This is a genomic window from Janthinobacterium sp. CG_23.4, from assembly GCF_029892305.1.
GTDB classification, from domain to species: domain Bacteria; phylum Pseudomonadota; class Gammaproteobacteria; order Burkholderiales; family Burkholderiaceae_D; genus Janthinobacterium; species Janthinobacterium lividum_D.
Genome location: NZ_JARXUX010000001.1, coordinates 2,804,950 through 2,826,457 on the forward strand (window position 1 = coordinate 2,804,950; position 21,508 = coordinate 2,826,457).

General features: G+C 61.3%; 14 protein-coding genes and 1 pseudogene. 8 read left to right on the top strand and 7 right to left on the bottom strand.

Going from position 1 to position 21,508, the window contains the following annotated elements:
• The first annotated feature begins 5 nt into the window (after nt 1-5).
• Nucleotides 6-2,285, top strand: a complete 2,280-nt coding sequence (locus H4V96_RS12525) for a PBP1A family penicillin-binding protein (protein ID WP_196856846.1) — start codon at nt 6-8, stop codon at nt 2,283-2,285.
• Nucleotides 2,286-2,400: 115 nt separating this feature from the next.
• Here H4V96_RS12525 and H4V96_RS12530 read toward each other — a convergent pair whose 3' ends face one another.
• A complete protein-coding gene (locus H4V96_RS12530; RefSeq protein WP_280720974.1) occupies nt 2,401-3,054 on the bottom strand; it encodes a helix-turn-helix domain-containing protein in 654 nt (217 codons plus the stop codon).
• Nucleotides 3,055-3,442: 388 nt separating this feature from the next.
• On the opposite strand from H4V96_RS12530, the gene H4V96_RS12535 reads away from it, so the two are divergent.
• Both H4V96_RS12535 and H4V96_RS12540 read left to right on the top strand, forming a co-directional pair.
• Nucleotides 3,443-4,357, top strand: coding sequence for a triacylglycerol lipase (locus H4V96_RS12535; RefSeq protein WP_010398975.1), 915 nt, complete (start codon nt 3,443-3,445; stop codon nt 4,355-4,357).
• Nucleotides 4,358-4,367: 10 nt separating this feature from the next.
• Nucleotides 4,368-5,300 (top strand): lipase secretion chaperone, encoded by a 933-nt coding sequence (locus H4V96_RS12540; RefSeq protein ID WP_196856848.1) that lies wholly within the window; start codon nt 4,368-4,370, stop codon nt 5,298-5,300.
• Between the two features lie 94 nt (nt 5,301-5,394).
• Here H4V96_RS12540 and H4V96_RS12545 read toward each other — a convergent pair whose 3' ends face one another.
• Nucleotides 5,395-7,146 (bottom strand): methyl-accepting chemotaxis protein, encoded by a 1,752-nt coding sequence (locus H4V96_RS12545; protein WP_196856849.1) that lies wholly within the window; start codon nt 7,144-7,146, stop codon nt 5,395-5,397.
• Between the two features lie 340 nt (nt 7,147-7,486).
• Here H4V96_RS12545 and H4V96_RS12550 point away from each other — a divergent pair, with 340 nt between their 5' ends.
• From H4V96_RS12550 to serB, 3 genes are all read left to right on the top strand, one after another.
• A complete protein-coding gene (locus tag H4V96_RS12550) occupies nt 7,487-8,422 on the top strand; it encodes a 5'-nucleotidase (RefSeq protein ID WP_196856850.1) in 936 nt (311 codons plus the stop codon).
• 232 nt (nt 8,423-8,654) lie between these two features.
• On the top strand, nt 8,655-12,098 hold the full coding sequence (gene mfd, locus H4V96_RS12555) for a transcription-repair coupling factor (RefSeq protein WP_070347120.1): 3,444 nt from the start codon (nt 8,655-8,657) through the stop codon (nt 12,096-12,098).
• Nucleotides 12,099-12,154: 56 nt separating this feature from the next.
• Nucleotides 12,155-12,997 carry a phosphoserine phosphatase SerB gene (gene serB / locus H4V96_RS12560; protein ID WP_196856855.1) on the top strand — a complete coding sequence of 281 codons (843 nt, stop codon included), beginning with the start codon at nt 12,155-12,157 and terminating at the stop codon, nt 12,995-12,997.
• Between the two features lie 41 nt (nt 12,998-13,038).
• Here serB and H4V96_RS12565 read toward each other — a convergent pair whose 3' ends face one another.
• From H4V96_RS12565 to rimO, 3 genes are all read right to left on the bottom strand, one after another.
• Complete coding sequence (locus tag H4V96_RS12565; protein ID WP_196856851.1) at nt 13,039-14,934, bottom strand: serine hydrolase domain-containing protein; 1,896 nt, start codon at nt 14,932-14,934, stop codon at nt 13,039-13,041.
• 175 nt (nt 14,935-15,109) lie between these two features.
• Complete coding sequence (locus H4V96_RS12570; RefSeq protein ID WP_196856852.1) at nt 15,110-16,276, bottom strand: cystathionine beta-lyase; 1,167 nt, start codon at nt 16,274-16,276, stop codon at nt 15,110-15,112.
• Between the two features lie 423 nt (nt 16,277-16,699).
• Entirely contained in the window at nt 16,700-18,055 is a 1,356-nt protein-coding gene (gene rimO, locus H4V96_RS12575; protein ID WP_010398991.1) for a 30S ribosomal protein S12 methylthiotransferase RimO, read from the bottom strand.
• Between the two features lie 295 nt (nt 18,056-18,350).
• On the opposite strand from rimO, the gene H4V96_RS12580 reads away from it, so the two are divergent.
• Both H4V96_RS12580 and H4V96_RS12585 read left to right on the top strand, forming a co-directional pair.
• Nucleotides 18,351-19,883 carry a sialidase family protein gene (locus tag H4V96_RS12580; RefSeq protein WP_196855908.1) on the top strand — a complete coding sequence of 511 codons (1,533 nt, stop codon included), beginning with the start codon at nt 18,351-18,353 and terminating at the stop codon, nt 19,881-19,883.
• 40 nt (nt 19,884-19,923) lie between these two features.
• The gene (locus H4V96_RS12585; RefSeq protein WP_280720975.1) at nt 19,924-20,133 is read left to right on the top strand and encodes a DUF1203 domain-containing protein; all 210 of its coding nucleotides are present in this window, start codon (nt 19,924-19,926) and stop codon (nt 20,131-20,133) included.
• A gap of 72 nt (nt 20,134-20,205) precedes the next feature.
• On the opposite strand, the pseudogene H4V96_RS22490 reads toward H4V96_RS12585, so the two are convergent.
• Both H4V96_RS22490 and phaR read right to left on the bottom strand, forming a co-directional pair.
• Nucleotides 20,206-20,717: pseudogene (locus H4V96_RS22490) on the bottom strand (nucleotidyltransferase family protein).
• 197 nt (nt 20,718-20,914) lie between these two features.
• Nucleotides 20,915-21,478, bottom strand: coding sequence for a polyhydroxyalkanoate synthesis repressor PhaR (gene phaR / locus H4V96_RS12595; RefSeq protein WP_010399000.1), 564 nt, complete (start codon nt 21,476-21,478; stop codon nt 20,915-20,917).
• Nucleotides 21,479-21,508: the final 30 nt, after the last annotated feature.

Here is a 21,508-nt window from a genome sequence, read left to right on the forward strand (position 1 = left end):
CTGCCATGCGCGCTATCATCCTCGCCGGCTGCACCGCGCTGGCAGCGGCCATACTGCTGGCTGCCTATCTGTTCCTGTACGTGCGCCCGCGCCTGCCCGAGTTAGGCGTCATCACCGACTACCAGCCGAAGATACCGCTGCGCGTGTACACGGCTGACAATGTGCTGATCGGCGAATTTGGCGAAGAGCACCGCGACTTCGTGCCGATAGCGCAAGTGCCGGAAATGATGAAAAGAGCCCTGCTCGCCATTGAAGACGGCCGCTTTTATGAGCACCACGGCATCGACTTCGTGCGCGTCGGCGGCGCCGTGCTGTCGAACCTGCGCCACGGCTTTGGCCACGGCGGCGGCTCCACCATCACCATGCAGGTGGCGCGCAACTTCTTCCTGACGCGCGAAAAAGTCGCTTCGCGCAAGCTCAATGAAATCATGCTGGCCCTGAAGATCGAAGCGGCCCTGTCGAAAGAGCAAATCCTCGAGTTGTACATGAACCAGATGTACCTGGGCCAGCGCTCGTTCGGCTTCGGCAGCGCGGCGCAGACCTACTTCGGCCAGCCTTTGTCGGAACTGTCGATCGCCGAAATGGCCATGCTGGCCGGTTTGCCGCAAAATCCCTCGCGCCATAACCCCATCAGCAACCCAAAGAAGGCGCACGCGCGCCAGAAACTGGTGCTCAAACGCATGCGCGAACTCGATTACATCAGCGAAGGCCAGTACCAGCAGGCGCTGGCGCAACCGCTGCGTTTCAATACGCGCGGCAAGCAGGGTTTTGAGACGCACGCCGAATACGTGGCCGAACTGGCGCGCCAGGCCGTGTACGCTCAATTCAAGGAAGACAGCTATAGCAAGGGCATCAGCGTCTACACGACGATTTTGAAAGCGGACCAGGATGCGGCCTACGCCTCGACGCGCCGCAACGTCATCGCCTACGACCAGCGCCACGGCTACCGCGGCCCGGAAACCTTCATCGACATGCCGGCTGAGCCCGAGCAGCGCGACGACGCTATCGATGCTGCACTACAAAAACGCCCGGACAGCGACGGCTTGATCGCCGCCGTCGTCACGCAAGTAACGGGCGGTATGGTGCTGGCCGACACCGGTGACGGCGACGCCAAGGCCATCACCGGTGAGGGCTTGCGCTTTGCCGCATCGGCACTCTCAAGCAAGGCGAGCGCCGGCATCAAGCTGCGCCCGGGCGCCGTGATCCGCATCACCAGGGATGGCAAGGGCAACTGGGCCATCACGCAAGTGCCGCTGGTGGCCGCCGCCTTCGTCTCGCTCGATGCGCAAACGGGCGCCTACCATGCAATGGTGGGCGGCTTCGACTATAAGCTGCAAAAGTTCAACCACGTCACGCAGGCCTGGCGCCAGCCCGGTTCGGCCATGAAGCCTTTCGTGTACTCGGCGGCGCTGGAAAAAGGCTATTCGCCGGCTACCCTGATCAACGATGTGCCCCTGGAAATGCAGGCCGGCGGCAAGGTGTGGGCGCCGCAGAATGACGACTTCAAATTCGATGGCCCCATCACCATGCGCTATGCGCTGGCGCAGTCGAAGAACGTCGCCTCGGTACGTATTCTGCGCGCGCTGGGCGTGTCGTACACGCACGACTTCCTGGAAAAATTCGGTTTCGATCCAAAACGCCAACCCAACAACCTGACCATGGCGTTGGGTACCGGTTCCGTCACGCCCGTGCAAATGGCGGGCGCCTACGCCCTGTTCGCCAATGGCGGCCACCAGGTGGAGCCCTACCTGATCGAGCGCATCGTCGACGCCAAAGGCAGCGTACTGATGCAAACGAAGCCACCGGCCGCGAACGACGACAAGACCCTGGCGCTGGACCCGCGCAATGCCTTCATGATGGACAGCATGCTGCGCGAAGTGACGCGCACCGGCACGGGTGCGGCGGCGACGAAAAAACTGGGGCGCAGCGACATCGCCGGCAAGACAGGCACCACCAGCGATGCCGTCGACGGCTGGTTTGCCGGCTACGGCGGTGGCATCGTGGCGGTGGCGTGGATGGGTTATGACGAGCCAAAATCGCTGGGCGGACGCGAATTTGGCGCCACCCTGGCCATGCCGATCTGGATCGACTACATGCGCATCGCGCTGTCGACGCGTCCGCAAGTGACGCGCGCCGTGCCGGCGGGCCTGAGCCAGGTCGATGGCGAATGGCTGTATGACGAGTTCATCGACATGAATGGCGTCAAGACGCTCGACATGGAGGTGGAAACGCCGACCGATCCGGCGGCAGTGCCGGAGACGCTACCCATCGAAACCACGAACTGACGCAGGTATCTTGTCGGATTACGCTTCGCTAATCCGACCTACCTATTACTGCATCAATCACCAATCGTAGGTCGGGTTAGCCGGGACGGCGTAACCCGACAAGTGCCGCCGAGGTTTACACAGCGGTCATGCTCAAATACCCGTGCACCGTGCTGACGACGCTGTCGGCGAAATCGTCGACATTCACCTTCGCGGCGCGGTACTTCCAGCGCTTCACGTACCAGTCCTGGAACAGGGCCAGGCAGTGCGCGGCCAGCAAGGCCGGATCGCCGTGCGGCTTCGGCTCGATTTGCCCGATGGTGGCGGCGATCAAGGTCTGCACATACAGCTCCGAATTCTTCGCCATGCTGCGCTGCTGCGCCTGCAGCACGCGCGAATCCATGAAGACAAAATAAAACCACGGCTGCAGCACTTCGGACAGGTAAATCGACGAGCGTATCATCGCCTCCAGGCGGTCCAGCGGCGACTTCACGTCGGCGAACAGCTGCGGCAGGGCTTGCGTGGCGTGGCGCACCACGTCCTCGATCATTTCGGCCAGTTGGTCCTTGCTGGCGATGTAGCCATACAGGCCGCCCATCGACAGCCCGGTCTCGCGGCACAGGTCGCGCAAGCTCATGGCGCGAAAGCCGACGTCATTGGCCAGGCGGAAGGTGGCGACGAAGATGCGTTCGAGATTTTCCAGCGCCGGCTTGCGGCGCTTGACGCCGATGCGGTCAGCGTGACGGTCAAGAATATATTCCCAGATATTTTCGCCGTTTAAAGGCGTCATCTGCTGAAACTGTTCAAAATTAAAATGGGTCGACAAGTGCATTCCCAAATAACGGTGTAGAAGCGAGGTCTAAGCAATGCCAGCATTGGGCACTGCAAGACGGCGGGACGGCTGAAGCCGCGCCGATTATAGCCCAGGAAAACCACTGTGACATTGCAACTATGCAATGGGCGCACAGACGATGCCAAATACCGACAGTTATTGCGCTGCATCATGCAATTGTCTGCAATCTGAATCGAGCAATGCTACAGTCATAAAACCGAGCGCTCGCTAGATTTGATCCATCAATAGAATGTGCAGGGGCGCACGGCGCATCGCTACAGCATCGACATTTCCACACTTAATCGACCATGCATTGCGTCGATCACTGACACATTACGGAGACAAAATGAAGACTCGCTTCTGGCAACTGTTATTCACCCTGCTGCTCACCATCGCCGTCCTGCCTGGCACCGCCAGCGCCACCGGCTACACACAGACGAAGTACCCGATCGTGCTGGTGCACGGCCTGTTCGGCTTCGACAAGCTCGGCCCCGTCGAGTATTTCTATGGCGTGCCGGCCGCCCTGCGCAGCGGCGGCGCGCAAGTGTATGTGAGCACGGTTTCGGCGGCCAACAGCACGGAAGTGCGCGGCGAACAATTGCTGTCGCAGGTGCAGCAAATCCTCGCCGTCACGGGAGCGGCCAAAGTCAACTTGATCGGCCACAGCCACGGCGGCCCCACGGCCCGCTATGTCGCTTCCGTGCGGCCCGACCTGGTGGCCTCCGTCACCAGCGTGGCTGGCGTCAACAAGGGTTCCAAGGTGGCCGATATCCTCAGCGGTGCCATTCCCAACACCAGTGGCGCGCTGGGCAATGCGCTCGCCTCGCTCATCGGCATTTTGTCGGGCAACAAGGGACTGCCGCAAAACGCCAGCGCCTCGCTGGCGTCGCTGTCCACGGCCGGCGCGCTGGCCTTCAATAAACGTCACCCGCAAGGTATCCCCACCACCGCCTGCGGTGAAGGCGCCTACCAGGTGCAAGGCGTGTACTACTTTTCGTGGAGCGGCGCGCAACCGTATACGAATCTGCTCGACGTCGGCGACCCGGCCCTGGCGGCCGTCAGCCTGGCTTTCGGCGACGTCAAGAACGATGGCTTGGTCAGCAGCTGTTCGAGCCACCTGGGCCAGGTGATACGCGACGACTACGCCATGAACCACCTCGATGAAGTCAACCAGTTCGTCGGCATCGTCAATCTGTTTGAAACCAACCCCGTCACCGTCTATCGCCAGCAAGCGAACCGCCTGCAAGGCCTGGGACTATAAGGAGAAGCGCATGCACGCGAAATGGATTGTCGGCGCTAGCTGGGCAGCCCTGGCGCTGCTCGTGGGCTTGTACCTGGCGCTGCGCCCGGGCGAGCCACCCGACGCGCAGCAAGAAAAACCGGAACCGGACCTGTTCGCGTTCGTGCGCTCGATGCAAGGCACGCGGCCAGACGGCAACGTGACGGTGGCCGCAGGCGACAAGCTGGTGCTCGATGCGGAGCTGGGCCACTTGTTCGACTACTACCTGGCGGGCCTGGGCGAAAAGCCGCTGGCAGCCATCCGCAGCCAGATCGAGGCAGATCTCGATAAACGCCTGGCGCCGGTCCCCGCCCGCGAAGCCAGGCGCCTGCTGGACGCCTGGCTGGCCTACAAGCAGGCGCTCGCTGGCGCGCAACAAGCCTTGCCCGCGCAAGCAGATCCCGCTCGGGCGGCGCGCGCGCGCCTGCAAGCGCTACGCGCGCTGCGCAGCAATTACTTTACGCCCGAGGAAAGCGCGGGCCTGTTCGGCGCCAGCGACGCCTACGATGACGATGCCGTAGTGCGCATGGCCATCCTGGGCGACGCCACGCTCGATGCAGCGCAGCGCCAGGCGCAACTGGCGGCGCTGGACCGGCAACTGTCGCCGGCCCAGCGCGCCGCGCGCGATGCACCACTGCAGGTGGCCCAGCTCGATGCGGCCGTGAAGACGCTGCGCGCCCAGGGCGGCGGCGAGAATGAAGTCTACCGCCTGCGCGCCAGCACGTTTACGCCAGCGGCGGCAGCGCGCCTGGCGGAGCTGGACCGCGAGCAATCGCAGTGGCAACAGCGCATCATAGCCTATCAAACGCACAAGGCGCAGCAGGCAACCCTGCCCGACGGCGCGCAGGATGGGGCAGCGCTGCAGCAACTGCGCGACGCCAGTTTTACACCGGAAGAACAGCGCCGGCTGGGCGCCTACGAATAGCGGCCAAGCCAGCCGGATCGACAACGCGTACAAAGTGTGCAAGGCGGCGTGCAAAGGCAGCCGTGCGCAAGTGCAGGCTGACGCCATCGAGCTGTCAGAACACTTCCCACTCCGGCTCGCGCGACGCGCTTTGGTGCGAGGACGCGACAGCATTGAGGGCCGGCCGGCCCGCAGTTCGATGCGCTGCCGGACGCACTAGCGCACTGTTGGCCAGCGCGGCGCGCGGCGCGGCCGCCTTCGCACGCACGACAGGCGCTTGCATGCCATCGAGCTTGAAGACGCTGACCACCTCGGCCAGATGGCCCGATTGCTCGTGCAGCGATTCGGCTGCGGCGGCCGCCTCTTCCACCAGCGCCGCGTTTTGCTGGGTCACCTGGTCCATTTGGCCGATGGCCTGGTTGATCTGGTCGATGCCCATGCTTTGCTCCTGCGTCGCCAGGCTGATCTCGGCCATGATGTCCGTCACGCGCTGCACGCTGGAGACGACTTCAGCCATCGTGCCGCCCGCCTCGGCAACGAGCTTGCTACCCGCATCGACCGCTACCACGGAGTCACCGATGAGGGTCTTGATTTCCTTGGCCGCCGCCGCCGAGCGGTGCGCCAGGTTGCGCACCTCGGTCGCTACCACGGCGAAACCGCGTCCTTGCTCACCCGCACGCGCCGCTTCCACGGCGGCATTCAGAGCCAGGATGTTGGTCTGGAAGGCGATGCCGTCGATAACGGAAATGATGTCGACGATCTTGCGCGAGGAATCGTTGATGCTATCCATGGTCTCGACTACCTTGCGCACCACGGCGCCGCCTTTTACGGCCACGCCCGAGGCGCTCAGCGCCAACTGGTTGGCCTGCTGGGCATTGTCGGCATTTTGCCGCACGGTGGACGTCAGCTCTTCCATCGACGACGCCGTCTCTTCCAGCGAGCTGGCTTGTTCTTCCGTGCGCGAGGACAGGTCCAGGTTGCCGCTGGCAATTTGCGACGAGGCCGCAGCCATCGTCTCGGTACCGCTGCGCACCTGGCCGACGATATTGACCAAGCTGGAATTCATGTCTTTCAGCGCCTGCAGCAGCTGGCCCGTTTCTTCCGTCGTGAGCACCTCGATATGGCTCGTCAGGTCGCCCGAAGCCACCGTTTGCGCCACTTTCACGGCCAAATTGATCGGCTGCGTGATGGCGCGCGTAATGTAGGCGGCGCAGACCATGCCCAGTGCCGAGGCCAGCAAACCCATCATCAGCATCAGGCTTTCCGAGCGCTGCACAGCCGCGCTGCCATCCTTGACGCTCGTGTCGGCCACGTCGTTATTGAGCTTGATGATTTCATCAAGCGTCGCTTCAGCCTTGTCGAATCGGCTGCGCGAATCCAGATAATGCTTGTAGAACGCCACGAACAGGATCTTTTGCTGCTGCTCGTCGCGGTTGTCGGCCAGCTGGCGCAAGGTGGCGCGCACCTTGTCGTCATCGCCCTTCCAGGCAGCCCACTCATCGAGGAAGCGCTTCCACAACACGGCTTCCTCGGGCGTTTGCGGCAACGGCTCATACAACTTGCGGCCCGCCTCGATATTGCTCCAGGCCTTGCTGCGCAGCTGCAGCGCTTGCGCGAACTTGTCTTGTGCTTGGTAATTACTTTCATATATCGCGGCCGTCAAGGTGGCGGCGGCGACGGCCGTCTGGCCCTCGCTCATCATCATCAAGCCCTGGATCGACGGCAGGCGCACTACGCCGATTTCATTGACGGCGTTGCCCACGGTGCCGATGCCCGCGTAACCGCAACTGCCCACCACCAGCAAGGCTGTCATCATCACGGCGACAAGGGTCGCCAGTTTCCATTTGATCAGTAAATTCTTAAACATGGCTAAGTCCTTTATAAAGTCACGACGGCTGCTGGCAAGGTTCGGGCTGGCATATGCGAGTTAAACGGCTGACATTTGTATAAAGGTGGCGGGGATGGGGCGTACGCTTCGTTACAATTGGAGAGATTTTCTAAGCACAAGCATAAAGGAAAAAGGAAATTACTGACAGGTACCTACTTGATGCAAGACAAGATTTATTTCTTTACTGTAGTGCGTGTTGCAGGGCGGGCAAAAAAATGACTTGAAACTAGCTTTTGGCAAAAAAAAACGCCATGCGCCAGTACTGGCTACGCAGTTAATAGTCGTATAAGATGGTCAACACGCACACCACAGGAACAGCATGGCCTATCCTATCGAACAAAAACTGGTGATCGGGGTCGCTTCCAGCGCCCTCTTCGACCTGGCCGAATCGCATCAGGTCTACCTCGACAACGGCCCCGAGGAGTACCGCAAGTACCAGCAAGCGCATATCGATACGGTCCTGCCGCGCGGCGTGGCCTTTCCCTTCATTCGCCGCTTCCTGAACATCAACAAACACTATCCACGCCAGTCGCCCGTGGAAGTGGTGCTGTTTTCGCGCAACTCGCCGGAAACGGGTCTGCGCGTGATGCACTCAATCGCCCACTACGGCCTGGATATTTCGCGCGCCGCCTTCATGACGGGCCAATCGCCCTACCCCTACCTGCCGGCCTTCAACGCCTCGCTCTTCCTCAGCGCAAATGAAGACGACGTGCGCAGCGCGCTGGCCTGCAACTATCCGGCGGGCCTGGTGCTGCCGTCGCGCACGCAAGACGACGAGAACGACGAAGAGCTGCGCGTGGCCTTCGACTTCGATGGCGTGATCGCCGATGACGAAGCGGAAACCGTGTTCAAGCGCAACAACGACGTCGATGAATTCCACGCCCATGAAACCCTGAACGTAGGCACGCCGCACCGCCCCGGCCCGCTGGCCGACCTGTTCCAGAAGCTGGCCAGCATGCAGCGCCTGGAAGAGAAGGCGCAGCGGCGCGACCCCGGCTACAAGAAGATCCTGCGTATCGCCATCATTACGGCGCGCGGCGCGCCCTCGCACGAACGGGTCGTCACAACCCTGAAAAGCTGGGGCGTGGCGGCCGACGAAACGTTTTTCCTGGGCGGAATGGACAAGTCGCGCGTGCTGGCCGTGTTCAAGCCACATATCTTCTTCGACGATCAGCTGAGCCACCTGAAATCGGCGGGCGGCACCATCCCGATGGTGCATGTGCCCTTCGGCATCGCCAATGTCCGCGCAGGCTGACACCTGCTGCGCATCGTCATGTACGCCCTGCGATGCTCGGCGTACTATGCTCGGCGTACTAAAGTACGGTTGCGCTTACTGGCCACAAGTTACTGCCGCGAGCGACGGCTGTCTCAAGCGCGCAGATAAGGGCGATAGTCTATAATCTCGTCTGTCAGCGCCGTCACTGGCGGCGCTGCCCGCACCACAGCTATTCCACTCAACTGCCTCTGCCACTAGTGTCATCGCCTGCATGTCCTTAGACTTAAAAAAAGCTCTCCCCAAGCCCGGCAACCGCTACGCGCTGCCCGCCCTGTATGGTTCGTCCGATGCCTATGCCCTGGCGCTGGCCGCACTGGAATTGAAAGCGCGCGGCCAGATGCTGGCCGTGGTGGTGGCGCAGGCGAGCGACGGCCAGCGCCTGCTCGATGAAATCCCTTGGTTTGGCGGCGCGGAACTACGCTGCCATTTGCTGCCGGACTGGGAAACCCTGCCCTACGACGCCTTTTCGCCGCACCAGGACCTGGTCTCCGAGCGCCTCGCCACGCTGCACCAAATCCAGACGCGCCAGTGCGACGTGCTGATCGTGCCGGCCACCACGGCGCTGGTGCGCCTGGCGCCGCCCTCCTTTTTAGCGGCCTACACCTTCTTTTTCAAGAAGGGCGAAAAGCTCGACGAAGCGCGCTTGAAGTCGCAACTGACGCTGGCCGGCTACAGCCATGTCTCGCAAGTGATGTCACCGGGTGAATACTCGGTACGCGGCGGCCTGCTCGACCTGTTCCCCATGGGGTCAAGCCTGCCTTACCGGCTCGACCTGTTCGGCGACACCATCGAAACGATCCGCACGTTTGACGCCGACACCCAGCGCTCGCTGTACCCGGTGCACGAAGTGCGGCTGCTGCCGGGCCGCGAATTTCCCATGGATGAAGCGGCGCGCACCACCTTCCGCAACCGCTGGCGCGAGCAGTTCGAGGGCGACCCGTCGCGCTCGGTCGTCTACAAGGACATCAGCAGCGGCATCGCCTCGGCCGGCATCGAATACTATTTGCCCCTGTTCTTCGAGCAAACGGCTACCCTGTTCGACTACCTGCCGCCCGACGCTTCACTGGCCCTGGTGGGCGAAATCGATGCAGCCATCGGGCGCTTCTGGACCGATACCGAGTCGCGCTACCGCTTTTTGAAGGCGGACCGCGAGCGGCCGATTCTGCCACCCGAATCGATCTTCTTGTCCGACGAGCAGTTCTTCGGCCTGGCCAAGCCGTATCCGCGCCTGGCGATTGCGAAATCGAACGATGCGCTGGCCTCCGAACTGTCGGCGCCGGTGCCGAATATCGCCGTCAACCGCCGCGCCGACGACCCGCTGGCCAACCTGCGCAGCTATGTGCTGCAATCAGGGCGCCGCGTGATGATCTGCGCCGAATCGAACGGCCGCCGTGAAACATTGCAACAGTACTTCACCGAATACGATCTGCAGCTGACGCCGGTGGAAGGCTGCGACGGCTTCTTGCAATCCGACGCCAAGCTGATGCTGGGCGTGGCGCCGCTGCACGCCGGTTTCGAGCTGTTCACGCCGGACAGCAAGCTCGCCTTCATCACCGAGACGGAACTGTACGCCGGCTCCGGGCGCAGGGTTGGCAGCAAGAAGCAGGAGGGCGTGACGCAGGTCGAATCGATGGTGCGCGACCTGTCGGAGCTGAAAATCGGCGACCCCGTGGTGCACATCAACCACGGCATCGGGCGCTACATGGGCCTGACCAGCATGGACCTGGGCGAAGGCGAAACGGAATTTCTGCACCTTGAATACGCCAAGGACACCAAGCTGTACGTGCCCGTGTCGCAGTTACATGTGATCTCCCGCTATTCTGGCGCTTCGCCGGAAGACGCGCCGCTGCACTCGCTTGGCTCGGGCCAGTGGGAAAAAGCCAAGAAGCGCGCGGCGGAACAGGTGCGCGACACGGCCGCCGAGCTACTCAACCTGTATGCGCGCCGCGCCCTGCGCCAGGGCCACTCCTTCGAATTTTCGGCGCATGATTACCAGCGCTTCGCCGACAGCTTCGGCTTCGACGAGACGCCGGACCAGGCCGAGGCCATCCGCAACGTCATCAAGGACATGACTTCGGGTAAACCGATGGACCGCCTGGTGTGCGGCGACGTCGGCTTCGGCAAGACCGAAGTGGCGCTGCGCGCCGCCTTCATCGCCGTCATGGGCGGCAAGCAGGTTGCCATCCTGGCGCCCACCACCCTGCTGGCGGAACAGCATGCGCAAACCTTTGCCGACCGTTTCGCCGACTGGCCCGTACGCATCGCGGAATTGTCGCGTTTCCGCAGCGGCAAGGAGATCACGCAGGCGTTCAAGGGCATGGCCGACGGCACCATCGACATCGTCATCGGCACGCATAAACTGCTGTCCGATGACGTGAAGTTCACGCGCTTGGGCCTGGTCATCATCGACGAGGAACACCGGTTTGGCGTGCGCCAGAAGGAAGCCTTGAAAGCCTTGCGCGCGGAGGTGGACGTGCTGACCCTGACGGCCACGCCGATTCCGCGCACGCTGGGCATGGCGCTGGAAGGCTTGCGCGACTTTTCCATCATCGCCACGGCACCGCAAAAGCGCCTGGCCATCAAGACCTTCGTGCGCAGCGAGGGCGAAGCCATCATCCGCGAAGCATGCTTGCGCGAACTCAAACGCGGTGGCCAGATCTACTTCCTGCACAACGAGGTGGACACTATCCAGAACCGCCTGGCCATGCTGACGGAACTGCTACCCGAGGCGCGTATCGCCGTGGCCCACGGCCAGATGCACGAGCGCGACCTGGAAAAGGTCATGCGCGACTTCGTCGCCCAGCGTTTCAATATTTTGCTGTGCACGACGATCATTGAAACGGGCATCGACGTGCCAACGGCGAACACCATCATCATGCACCGCGCCGACAAATTCGGCCTGGCGCAGCTGCACCAGCTGCGCGGCCGGGTCGGACGCTCGCACCATCAGGCGTACGCCTACCTGCTGGTGCACGACGTGCAGGGTCTCACAAAACTGGCGCAGCGCCGCCTGGACGCGATTCAGCAGATGGAAGAACTGGGCAGCGGCTTTTACCTGGCCATGCACGACCTGGAAATTCGCGGTGCCGGCGAAGTACTGGGCGAGAGCCAGTCGGGCGAGATGACGGAAATCGGCTTCCAGATGTATTCGGACATGCTTCACGAAGCCGTGCGCTCGCTGAAAGCCGGCAAGGAGCCGGACCTGGCCGCGCCATTGGCCTCGACGACGGAAATCAACCTGCACGTGCCGGCCCTGCTGCCGGCCGACTTCTGCGGCGACGTGCACGAGCGCCTGTCGATCTACAAGCGCCTGGCCAACTGCGCCACGCAGGAAAAAATCGACGATATCCAGGAAGAACTGATCGACCGCTTCGGCAAGCTGCCCGACGCCGTGAAAGCGCTGATCGAGACGCACCGCCTGCGCATCGGCGCGAAAACCGTGGGCATCGTCAAGATTGACGTACATGGCGAGGCGGCCACCCTGCAATTCATGGCCAAGCCGCCGATCGACCCGATGCGCATCATCGATTTGATCCAGAAGAACCGCCATATCAAGCTGCATGGCCAGGACAAGCTGAAAATCACGGCCACCATGCCCGACCTGGCCGCGCGCGTGACACAGATCAAGACCACCATCAAGCAATTGACGGTGTAGACTATTAGATAACCTTACGCGGGACTGCCCCCATGACCAATACCACTTCCATCACCATGAATCTGATCCTGCAAGACGCGGACGGCGACATGGCCAGGCTTGAGCGCATCGCCGCCCTGGCTGCGCCCGCGAGCATCACGCGAATCGGCCCGAACGCCGTGCACTGCGAGCAGATCGCCTATTCTCCCGCGCTGCGCCACACCATCGAAGTGGCGGCGCAGGCGGCGCAGCTGGACGCCACCTATATGATGGGCCAGCGCGAACTGAATGAATTCAAGCTCGTGGCGATGGACATGGATTCGACCCTGATCACCATCGAGTGCATCGATGAAATCGCCGACATGCAGGGTTTGAAACCGCAGGTGGCGGCCATCACGGAGGCGGCGATGCGCGGCGAACTCGATTTTTCCGCCAGCCTGAAGCAGCGCGTGGCCTTGCTCGAAGGACTAGACGCGTCAGCCCTGCAGCGCGTCTACGACGAGCGCCTGAAGCTGTCGCCGGGTGCGCAAACCATGCTCGCTGCCGTACAGAAAGCCGGCCTGAAAACCCTGCTGGTCTCGGGCGGCTTTACCTTCTTTACGGAGCGCCTGAAGCAGCGCCTGGGGCTCGATTTCACGCACGCGAACGAACTGGAAATCGTCGATGGCAAGCTGACCGGCAAAGTCTTAGGCGGCATCGTCGACGCCGAAGAAAAACAGCGCACGGTAGAGCGTGTCTGCGCACAGTTGGGCATCACGCCAGCGCAAGCCATCGTCATGGGAGATGGCGCCAACGACTTGAAAATGATGGGCATCGCCGGCCTGTCGGTTGCCTTCCGCGCCAAGCCCGTGGTGCGTTCGCAGGCGGACGTGGCGCTGAACTTCGTGGGGCTCGATGGTATTTTGAATATCCTCAACTGATCTTGCCCGGGCATGGCTGCGCGGCCATGCCCGGGCCTACTCTATAGCTGCCACAAGCGCAGCGGCAGCAAACCCCACCAAGCCAGCACCAGCAGCAGTTCCAGCGCCGCCAGCAAGGCCACCCAATCCCATTTCGCCCACGAGCCCGCCTCGGCCGCCGTGCCACGGCTGCGCCAGCAGCGCGCCAGGCCGAACGCGACGGCCAGCGGCAGCGTGCCCGTGAGCAGCGCCAGCAGCACGCTGGCGATGCTCACGTCGCCCAGGCTTAGGTAGGATTGGAAGTAAAACAACGGTGCGGGCAAGAGCAGCGCCAGCAGTGACAGCAGGGGCGCGAACAGATGGTCGCCCCGCCCCAGCCTGCGCAGCGCAGCGCGCCAGACGCCCACCACCAGCACATACAGCAAACCGAGCACGCCCAGCGCCAGGCTGCCCCACAACACCAGCATGCGCAGCATCGACACCCGCTCATAGTTGCGCAAGCCGTCGCTGAGGATATGCTTGCCATCGTCTTGCAGCAGCACATGCGATGGCATGCTGCGATCGCTGGCGCGAAATAGCAAGCCGCCCACCGGCTCCAGTTCCTTAGGCTCGCCCTGGAACGGGATCAGAAATAGCGACTCGCCATCCCATTTCAGGCGCGTAAAGCCGAAGACGGCATCGACCCAGGCCATGCTGGCCATGGGACTGGGTGACGGCACGTACACGCCCTGCCAGTTTTCCAGCGTGGGCGCGGGCGTGCCCTGCGGGGCAGGCGCGCGTAGCGCCAGCGCCAGGTCGCGCAGCAGCAGACGGTTGAAGCGTTCATAGTCGGCCTGTTCCACATCGGCATTGAAGGCCACGAAGAAGGCGCTGCCCTGCTCCGGATAGAGGCACAGCATGGCGCGGAAACCGACGGTCGTGCCAGGATGGCAGGCACCGACCACATTGTGACGGTCGCGCACGGCAAGCGCCAGGCCGTGGCCCGTTGCCAGGCCCGCCTGCACCGCATCCGTGCCGGCTGGTTCGGACAAGGCACCCATCAGCGCCAGGTCGATGAAGCGCTTGCCCTGCAGCTTGCCATCACCCATCAGAAATTGCGCCAGCTTGCCCATGTCGGCCGCTGTGGTGGTAAATTGCGCGGCCGGACGCAGGTACTGCGGCACTGCCGGCTGTGCCACCCCATGCTCGAAGTGGCCCATGGCCAGGCGCGGGTCAAGCTGCGCGCCTGCCGGTGTGCTCATTGGTGTGCTCATCTGGGTAACAAAGCCAAACGTACTGTCCGCCATCCCCAGCGGCTGCAGCAACTGGGCATCGAGGTAGCGCTCGTACGGCTGGCCCGTGACCTTCTCGATCAGCATGCCCAGCAAGCCATAGCCCATGTTGGAATACGCGTAACGGCTGCCGGGCCGGGCGCGCACGCGCAGCAGATTGCGCCCGCCCTCAAAAGCCTCGGCCAACGGCGTCTGCGGCGCCGGGTGCAGGCTGAACGCCTGCCAGAGACGCACATTATCCAGGCCTGACGTATGCGCCAGCAGGTGGCCGATGCGCACGGGATCGCTGGCCTGCCACGGATTTTTCAAGGCCAGTTCCGGCAGCACCTGCTGCAAGGGCGTGTCGAGCGTGAGCCGGTCTTCGCTGACCAGGCGCAAGACGCCCAGCGCCAGCGCCACCTTGCCCACGGAACCCACCTGCACGCGCGTGTCAGCCTGCATGGGTATAAGCCGGCTGACATCGCGCAAGCCCGATGCGCCGACTCTGACTGTTCCATCTGGCAAGACCTCACTCCAGACGGCGCCGGCCAAGCCCTCTTCCTTCAAGCCGGAAGCAAACTGCGCCTCCAGGGCAGGGTCGGCGGCGTGGGCCAGCGTGGCGCACAGCAACAAGGCCGGCAAGGGAAAGCTACGCCGCAGCCAGCATCTGGCGCGCGCGGCCCAGGTGAGATATCGATCAGCTTTCAACAATGTATTCCACCTTTTTCCTTGTATTGCGCTGCTGCGCAACCTAGCTTGTCAGCATAAAAACTGGGCCAACAATCAGGCAGGCTGGAAGCTGCATGTCATAGGGCATGTCATGGGGCATGGCCGGGCTGCGGCAAGCCTGCCGCCTGCCCGATTGCCGCTTGCCCACTTGCCGCTACATCGCTGCGAACGCGCGTTCGATATCGGCGATCAGATCCTGCGGCTCTTCCAGCCCCACATTCAGGCGCACCAGCTGGCCCGGCAACTGCCAGCCCTTGCGCATGGCGGCGATGCGGTATGGCATCACCAGGCTATTCGCACCACCCCAGCTGTAGCCTATCTTGAACAGCTGCAAGGCATCGACGAAACGATCTGTCTGCTGCTCCGTGTAGCGGGCATCGAACAGCACGGAAAACAGGCCGCCGGCGCCCGTGAAATCGCGCTGCCAGATGGCATGCCCCGGACAATCGTCGAAAGCCGGATGCAGCACCGTGGCGATCTCGCGCCTGCCCTTGAGCCAGCTGGCCACCGCGCGCGCGCCCGCATCATGGGCGTCGAAGCGCAGCTTCATGGTCGGCAAACCGCGCAGCACCAGGTAGGCGTCGTCCGCCCCCACACCCAGCCCCAGGCGCATGTGCGCCAGCGCCAGGCGCTCGTGCAGCGCCCGCTCGCGCGTGATCAGCGCCCCCATCAGCACATCCGAGCCGCCCGACTGGTACTTCGTCAGCGCCTGCATGATGATATCGACGCCCAGCTCAAAGCCGCGCAGGGCCAGGCCTGCCGACCAGGTGTTATCCAGGGCGACGAGCACGCCGCGCGCATGCGCGGCCGCGCAGATGGCGGGCAAATCCGGCACTTCCATGGTCACCGAACCCGGTGCTTCCGTCCAGATCAGCTTGGTATTTTCCTGGATCAGGGCGGCGATGCCGGCGCCGATGAGCGGATCGTAATAGCGGGCCGTGATGCCGAAGTCCTGCGCCAGCCAGCGTCCCAGTTCGCGATTCGGGTTGTAGATGTTTTCAGGGAGCAAGACATCATCGCCGCTCTTGAGCAGGGCAAAGTCCGCCATGGCGATGGCTGCCAGGCCCGACGGTGCCAGCAAACAGTACTTGCCTCCTTCGATCTCGGCCAGACGCGCTTCCAGCGTGAACGTGGTGGGCGTGCCGTGCAAGCCATAGGTGTAGGCATTCTTCTCTTTCCAGTCGCCCGAGCGCATGGCCGCGACGTCCTTGAACAACACGGTCGATGCGTGATGGATAGCGTTGGGAAAGGCGGCAAAGCCTTGCGGTGCCTGGTAATCGCTGTGGATCAGCGCCGTTTGCGGAGATTTGAGTGTGGTCATGGCGTCGTCGGCATAAAAAAAAGGCGGGCCAGCAATTGCTGGTCCGCCATGATTGTAAGGGCTTATGCCCTAGTCTGCCGTACATATGGCAGAGTGTTACACCTGCATAAAAAACGTTCAGGCCAAGGCGCGCTGCCGAAGACAGTACTTTACTGTACGGCAAGGCAACGCAACGCAGGCATGGACATTCGATTGCAAGGGCCTATGCCCTATTACACCTGCATAAAAAACGTTCAGGCCAAGGCGCGCTGCCGAAGACAGTACTTCACTGTACGGCAAGGCAGCGCAACGCAGGCATGGACATTCGATTGCAAGGGCCTATGCCCTATTACACCTGCATAAAAAACGTTCAGGCCAAGGCGCGCTGCCGAAGACAGTACTTCACTGTACGGCAAGGCAGCGCAACGCAGGCATGGACGTTTTTTACTCGGCAGCGCCCCACAGATCGTGCGCATCGGCCGAGGTGATGGTCACGTCGACGAATTGACCAACGGCCAGCTTGCGGTGCGGTTCGAACGGAGGCTTGACGTAGACGACGCCATCGATTTCCGGCGCGTCGGCGGACGAGCGACCCACGCCGCCGGAGCGGGTGACTTCATCGATCAGCACGCGCACGGTCTTGCCGACCTTCGCTTGCAGGCGTTTTTTCGAAATTTCTTCCTGCAGCAGCATCACGCGGCCACGGCGCTCTTCGCGCAGCTCTTCCGGCACAGGGTTGGCGATGGCGTTGGCGGTCGCGCCTTCGACGGGCGAATAGGCGAAGCAGCCCAGGCGGTCGATCTGCGCTTCCTTGAGGAAGTCGAGCAAGTACTCGAATTCCGCTTCCGTTTCGCCAGGGAAACCGGCGATGAAGGTCGAGCGGATGGTCAAGTCCGGGTTGATGGCGCGCCAGGCCTGGATGCGGTCCAGGTTTTTCTCGCCACTGGCCGGGCGCTTCATGCGCTTGAGCACGTCAGGATGCGCATGCTGCATCGGAATATCGAGGTAAGGCAGGATGTGGCCGCCGCTCATCATCGGGATGATCTGGTCCACGTGCGGGTATGGATAGACGTAATGCAAGCGTACCCAGGCACCGTAGGACTTGGCCAGTTCGCCCAGCGCTTCCGTCAGCTGCGTCATGTGCGTCTTCACGGGACGGCCATTCCAGAAGCCGGAACGGAATTTCACGTCCACGCCATAGGCCGAAGTGTCTTGCGAAATGACCAGCAATTCCTTGACGCCGGCCTTGAACAGGTTTTCCGCTTCGATCATCAGTTCGCCGATCGGGCGCGAGACCAGGTCGCCGCGCATCGATGGGATGATGCAGAAACTGCAACGATGGTTGCAGCCTTCGGAAATTTTCAGGTAGGCATAGTGCTTCGGCGTCAGCTTGACGCCTTGCGGCGGCACCAGATCAAGGAAGGGCGCATGCGGTTTCGGCAGGTGCAGGTGGACCGAATCCATCACCTCGGCCAGCGCGTGCGGGCCCGTGACGGACAGCACTTTCGGGTGCACCTTCATGATGATGTCGTCGCCGGCAGCATCTTTCTTGGCGCCCAGGCAACCGGTAACGATGACCTTGCCGTTTTCAGCCAGCGCTTCGCCGATGGCGTCGAGCGACTCTTGCACGGCGGCATCGATGAAGCCGCAGGTATTGACAATCACCAGATCGGCGCCAGCGTAGGATTTCGCCGTTTCGTAACCTTCGGCGCGCAGTTGGGTCAAGATTTGTTCGGAGTCGACCAGCGCTTTCGGGCAGCCGAGCGAGACAAAGCCCACTTTCGGCGCAGCACCTGGCATGGCCAGCATGGCCTCTGGCTTGGCGGAAGGAACGGCAATACGGTGAATTTCAGACATAGTTGGCAGCTAGTAATATGGTGAGGCGAATCGGCTATTGTACCCCGAGCCGCCCTTGGCTGTCAGTGGCGCTCTGGTTTTGCTGCGGGATATGCAACGGTGGGAGCCACGGGCGACCTGCCCTGAGCATATTCTTTCACGCATTCCATATCTGGCTGCAGCCCATACTTGGCTAATGTACTTGTTATTTCATACACAGTCTCGCTATAATAAGATTTTATTGCACTGTGGAAATAAAATGTTCATCAAAAATTTCGTTGCCTACGTTTTTGCAGGAGCCGTCTCTGCGCTGATGCTCGGTGGCTGTGTCACAACGCATGTGCAGCGCCCTCTCAGCGCCGGCGTGCCCTCCGAAGGTACGGCCGTTACTGTCAGCATTACTGCCAACACTGATGAGGTGAACGGATTGGGCCAGATCACCTTGGGCCGCCTGAGTAGCGCAGACGCAGTATCGAGCCTGGTCCTGCAGCAATATATCCTGAACCAGGTTGCCAAGGATATGGCGCGCGACACGACTCTTTTCATGGGGACCCTGCCGCCGGGGAAATACTACTTCAGTCAACTGGCCGACGCCGGCAAATCAAACCGCTACATCAAAATGGGCAGCGGCCTGGGCTTATTTACTGTGGAGGAAGGCAAGCCGGTCGATCTGGGCCGCCTGATCGTCACGCCTCTTTATGGCGAGCGTGTACTGGTCGGCCGCAGCGTGCGGGTGCGAGACAACCGCACCCTGCTCGAACGCTATTCTCCCGAGCACCTGAAGCTGTTTGCACCCGAAAAGACAGTCAGCTGGTCCGGATCGCGCAGTGATACGGATCGCGCTGAGGAAGTCGCCATGGCCCGCCCCACCGGCGCCGAATGCGTGACGGAGCTACCAGACGGTAGCGTGGCGGCCGCAACCCGCATGGGCACAGTGCTGTGGCGCAGCCCTGGGGGAACATGGAAACAACTGGCCAGCGACAAAATAGAGACGCTGAACTGCGTGCAGCCGGTGCAAATGCCGGATGCAGACTTGCTGGCCTTCGGCGAGTTCGGCACCCTGCTGCGCCATGCGCCGGGACAGAACAAGCTTGAACCGATTGACACTGGCAACCTTCCCTATGGCAATCTGGTCGGACTGGCTGGCAATATGGACGCTGGCTGGTATGTCGCCGTCCAGCGTAACAATGAAGTCACGATTTATCATTCCACCCGTCTCGAGCGCGGCGAGTGGAATCAGGTACGCAGTGAGAAGCTGGGGAAGTGGCTCCTGAACCAGGACACCTGGTTCTGGCTGCGCGATATCGGCACAGGCTTTGCCTACACGTCGACGAAAGGAACGCTGCACCTCTACGACTACGCCAGTGGCCAGTGGTCAGCGCGGGCAATGCCCGATCGCCGTGTGGATGCGATGCGCATCAGCGGCAGCGGCATGTGGAGCCTCATAACACAAGGTTACGGGCCATTTGCGATCACCTCCAGAGATGCTTTCGTTTCAGTGAATCAAGGTCAAACCTGGCAAGAGGTCACCGCTAGCCACATTGCGCTGGTTCAGCGTACCGATGGCACCCTGCTGCGTTTTGAAAGCAGTCTGATGAGCGATACGACCTTACATGCCAGTAGCGACATGGGCAAAACGTGGACACTGGTGGACGCCAAACCGAAATCACGCGAGTTGACCCCGCTTAAATCGGGTGCGATTCTGGGAAAAATAATGCGCTGGAGCGTGCCGGCGCAATTTGAAATATCGAACGACGGCGGTAAAAGCTGGACTGCCGAAAGCATGAAGTGAAAGTTCTGACCGTCAGTCGACAATGCCATGCCCACCCGATGTGAACGATGACTACCAGGCGGCATCCGTGCCGTCTGCCTGGATCGACTTGCAGAGCAAGAGCCGGATGGCGGACGCGCCTGAATATGTGGTGGAAGGCACGTCGATTGAAACCCTGATTGAGCAGATCTTTGGCAATCAGGAAGTCAGCTATATCCACGTCCACAACGCCAGACGCGGTCGCTACGCTGTCCGGGTTGACAGGGCATAGGTAGCAATGGATTGCAGGTGCGATTCTCAGGCTCCTGCATCGCTTATCATCAAATGCAGGCTATGAGCTTGCTCAGTCCGGTTCCAAAGCACGGCAGGAAGCAGCACCTGGGAATTCAATACGTAGCTTGGGCCAGGTACCTTGCCAATTCTTGCCACGCACGCGGCCTGCGTAGACCGATTGCTTCGCTGTCAGAAATCGCTCTGTCGGCCGGACCACCAGATCGAAAAGATCATGCAGGCCGAAAGGAGCCGCTATATCGATGTCTGCAAGGTCATTGAGTCGCACACCCACGGCAGTGGCGGTTTCCGGCCAGTATCTCATGGCATCGGAAGCGGTCAGGTAAGGCAGGTCCGCATGGCGTCATGCGCCTGTGTCGCCTTGCTTGGGTCGTACCAGATGACGTCGATATCGTGAGACAGTGGCGAAGGCGAACGTTGGTGCAAATGATCCCAGACACAGCATCGCACAAATCCCGCGGCAACCCAGCAATCGGGCAGATCAAGTTCCCTGACAAGACGAAGGACATGCATACGCTCATTATCGGCTGCAATCATTGCCTGCAATTGCTCAAGCAGCGCCATATATACTCCTCGTGGACCTGCAGTTGCATATCAAACGAACGCTGCGATGTCATCCTTGCCGGACAGCGTCTGTCCATCAAGGAAAAAGGTTGCACCATGCTCCGATCAAAACCCGGCACACCAAGGCGATATGGCGCCTGAATGCACAACGGCACAGGAACTCCTGTGCCGTTGTGCAACATAAAAACCGGATCAGCTTATTTTTTGTCCGTCGGCGGCACCGGCGGAACGAACGGAAAGGTGCCGAACAGATTCTTGCTCTGGCTCTGCATCTGCTCCTGCATTTGCACAAACAGGCTCTTGCTCTGGTCGATGTAATTATTCATCATGCCCTGCATCATCGGGCCCTGGACGTTCATGAACTGGGTCCACATTTCCGGGCTGAATGGTTTGCCTTCGAAACTGCCAGCCGATGTGCCCGTAAATTTGTGCTGGATATCGGTGAACGCTTGCACGTTCTTTTCCAGGTAGGATCCCATCATGCCCTGCATGGCATGGCCATAGTAGCGGATGATCTGCGACAACACGCTGCTCGAGAACATGGGCGCGCCGTTCGCTTCCTCTTCCAAAATAATCTGCAGCAAGATGCTACGCGTTAAATCTTCGTTGGATTTGGCATCGACGACGGTAAACACCTCATTGTCCAGCACCAGTTGCTTGACATCCGTCAAGGTGATGTAGGAACTGGTTTGCGTGTCGTACAGACGACGGTTGGGATATTTTTTAATCAGGCGGTCTATACTTTTTTTTGCACTACTCATCACAAGTTCCACTTATTGCGCCGCAGCGCA

What these genes read in the sequence shown, in the direction of transcription:
- H4V96_RS12525 (WP_196856846.1), top strand. Translation starts at nt 6, where the DNA reads ATGCGCGCTATCATCCTCGCCGGCTGCACCGCGCTGGCAGCGGCCATA.
- phaR (WP_010399000.1), bottom strand. Translation starts at nt 21,478, where the DNA reads ATGAGTAGTGCAAAAAAAAGTATAGACCGCCTGATTAAAAAATATCCC.
- H4V96_RS12540 (WP_196856848.1), top strand. Translation starts at nt 4,368, where the DNA reads ATGCACGCGAAATGGATTGTCGGCGCTAGCTGGGCAGCCCTGGCGCTG.
- H4V96_RS12550 (WP_196856850.1), top strand. Translation starts at nt 7,487, where the DNA reads ATGGCCTATCCTATCGAACAAAAACTGGTGATCGGGGTCGCTTCCAGC.
- H4V96_RS12530 (WP_280720974.1), bottom strand. Translation starts at nt 3,054, where the DNA reads ATGACGCCTTTAAACGGCGAAAATATCTGGGAATATATTCTTGACCGT.
- mfd (WP_070347120.1), top strand. Translation starts at nt 8,655, where the DNA reads ATGTCCTTAGACTTAAAAAAAGCTCTCCCCAAGCCCGGCAACCGCTAC.
- H4V96_RS12545 (WP_196856849.1), bottom strand. Translation starts at nt 7,146, where the DNA reads ATGTTTAAGAATTTACTGATCAAATGGAAACTGGCGACCCTTGTCGCC.
- H4V96_RS12570 (WP_196856852.1), bottom strand. Translation starts at nt 16,276, where the DNA reads ATGACCACACTCAAATCTCCGCAAACGGCGCTGATCCACAGCGATTAC.
- rimO (WP_010398991.1), bottom strand. Translation starts at nt 18,055, where the DNA reads ATGCCAGGTGCTGCGCCGAAAGTGGGCTTTGTCTCGCTCGGCTGCCCG.
- serB (WP_196856855.1), top strand. Translation starts at nt 12,155, where the DNA reads ATGAATCTGATCCTGCAAGACGCGGACGGCGACATGGCCAGGCTTGAG.
- H4V96_RS12580 (WP_196855908.1), top strand. Translation starts at nt 18,351, where the DNA reads ATGTTCATCAAAAATTTCGTTGCCTACGTTTTTGCAGGAGCCGTCTCT.
- H4V96_RS12535 (WP_010398975.1), top strand. Translation starts at nt 3,443, where the DNA reads ATGAAGACTCGCTTCTGGCAACTGTTATTCACCCTGCTGCTCACCATC.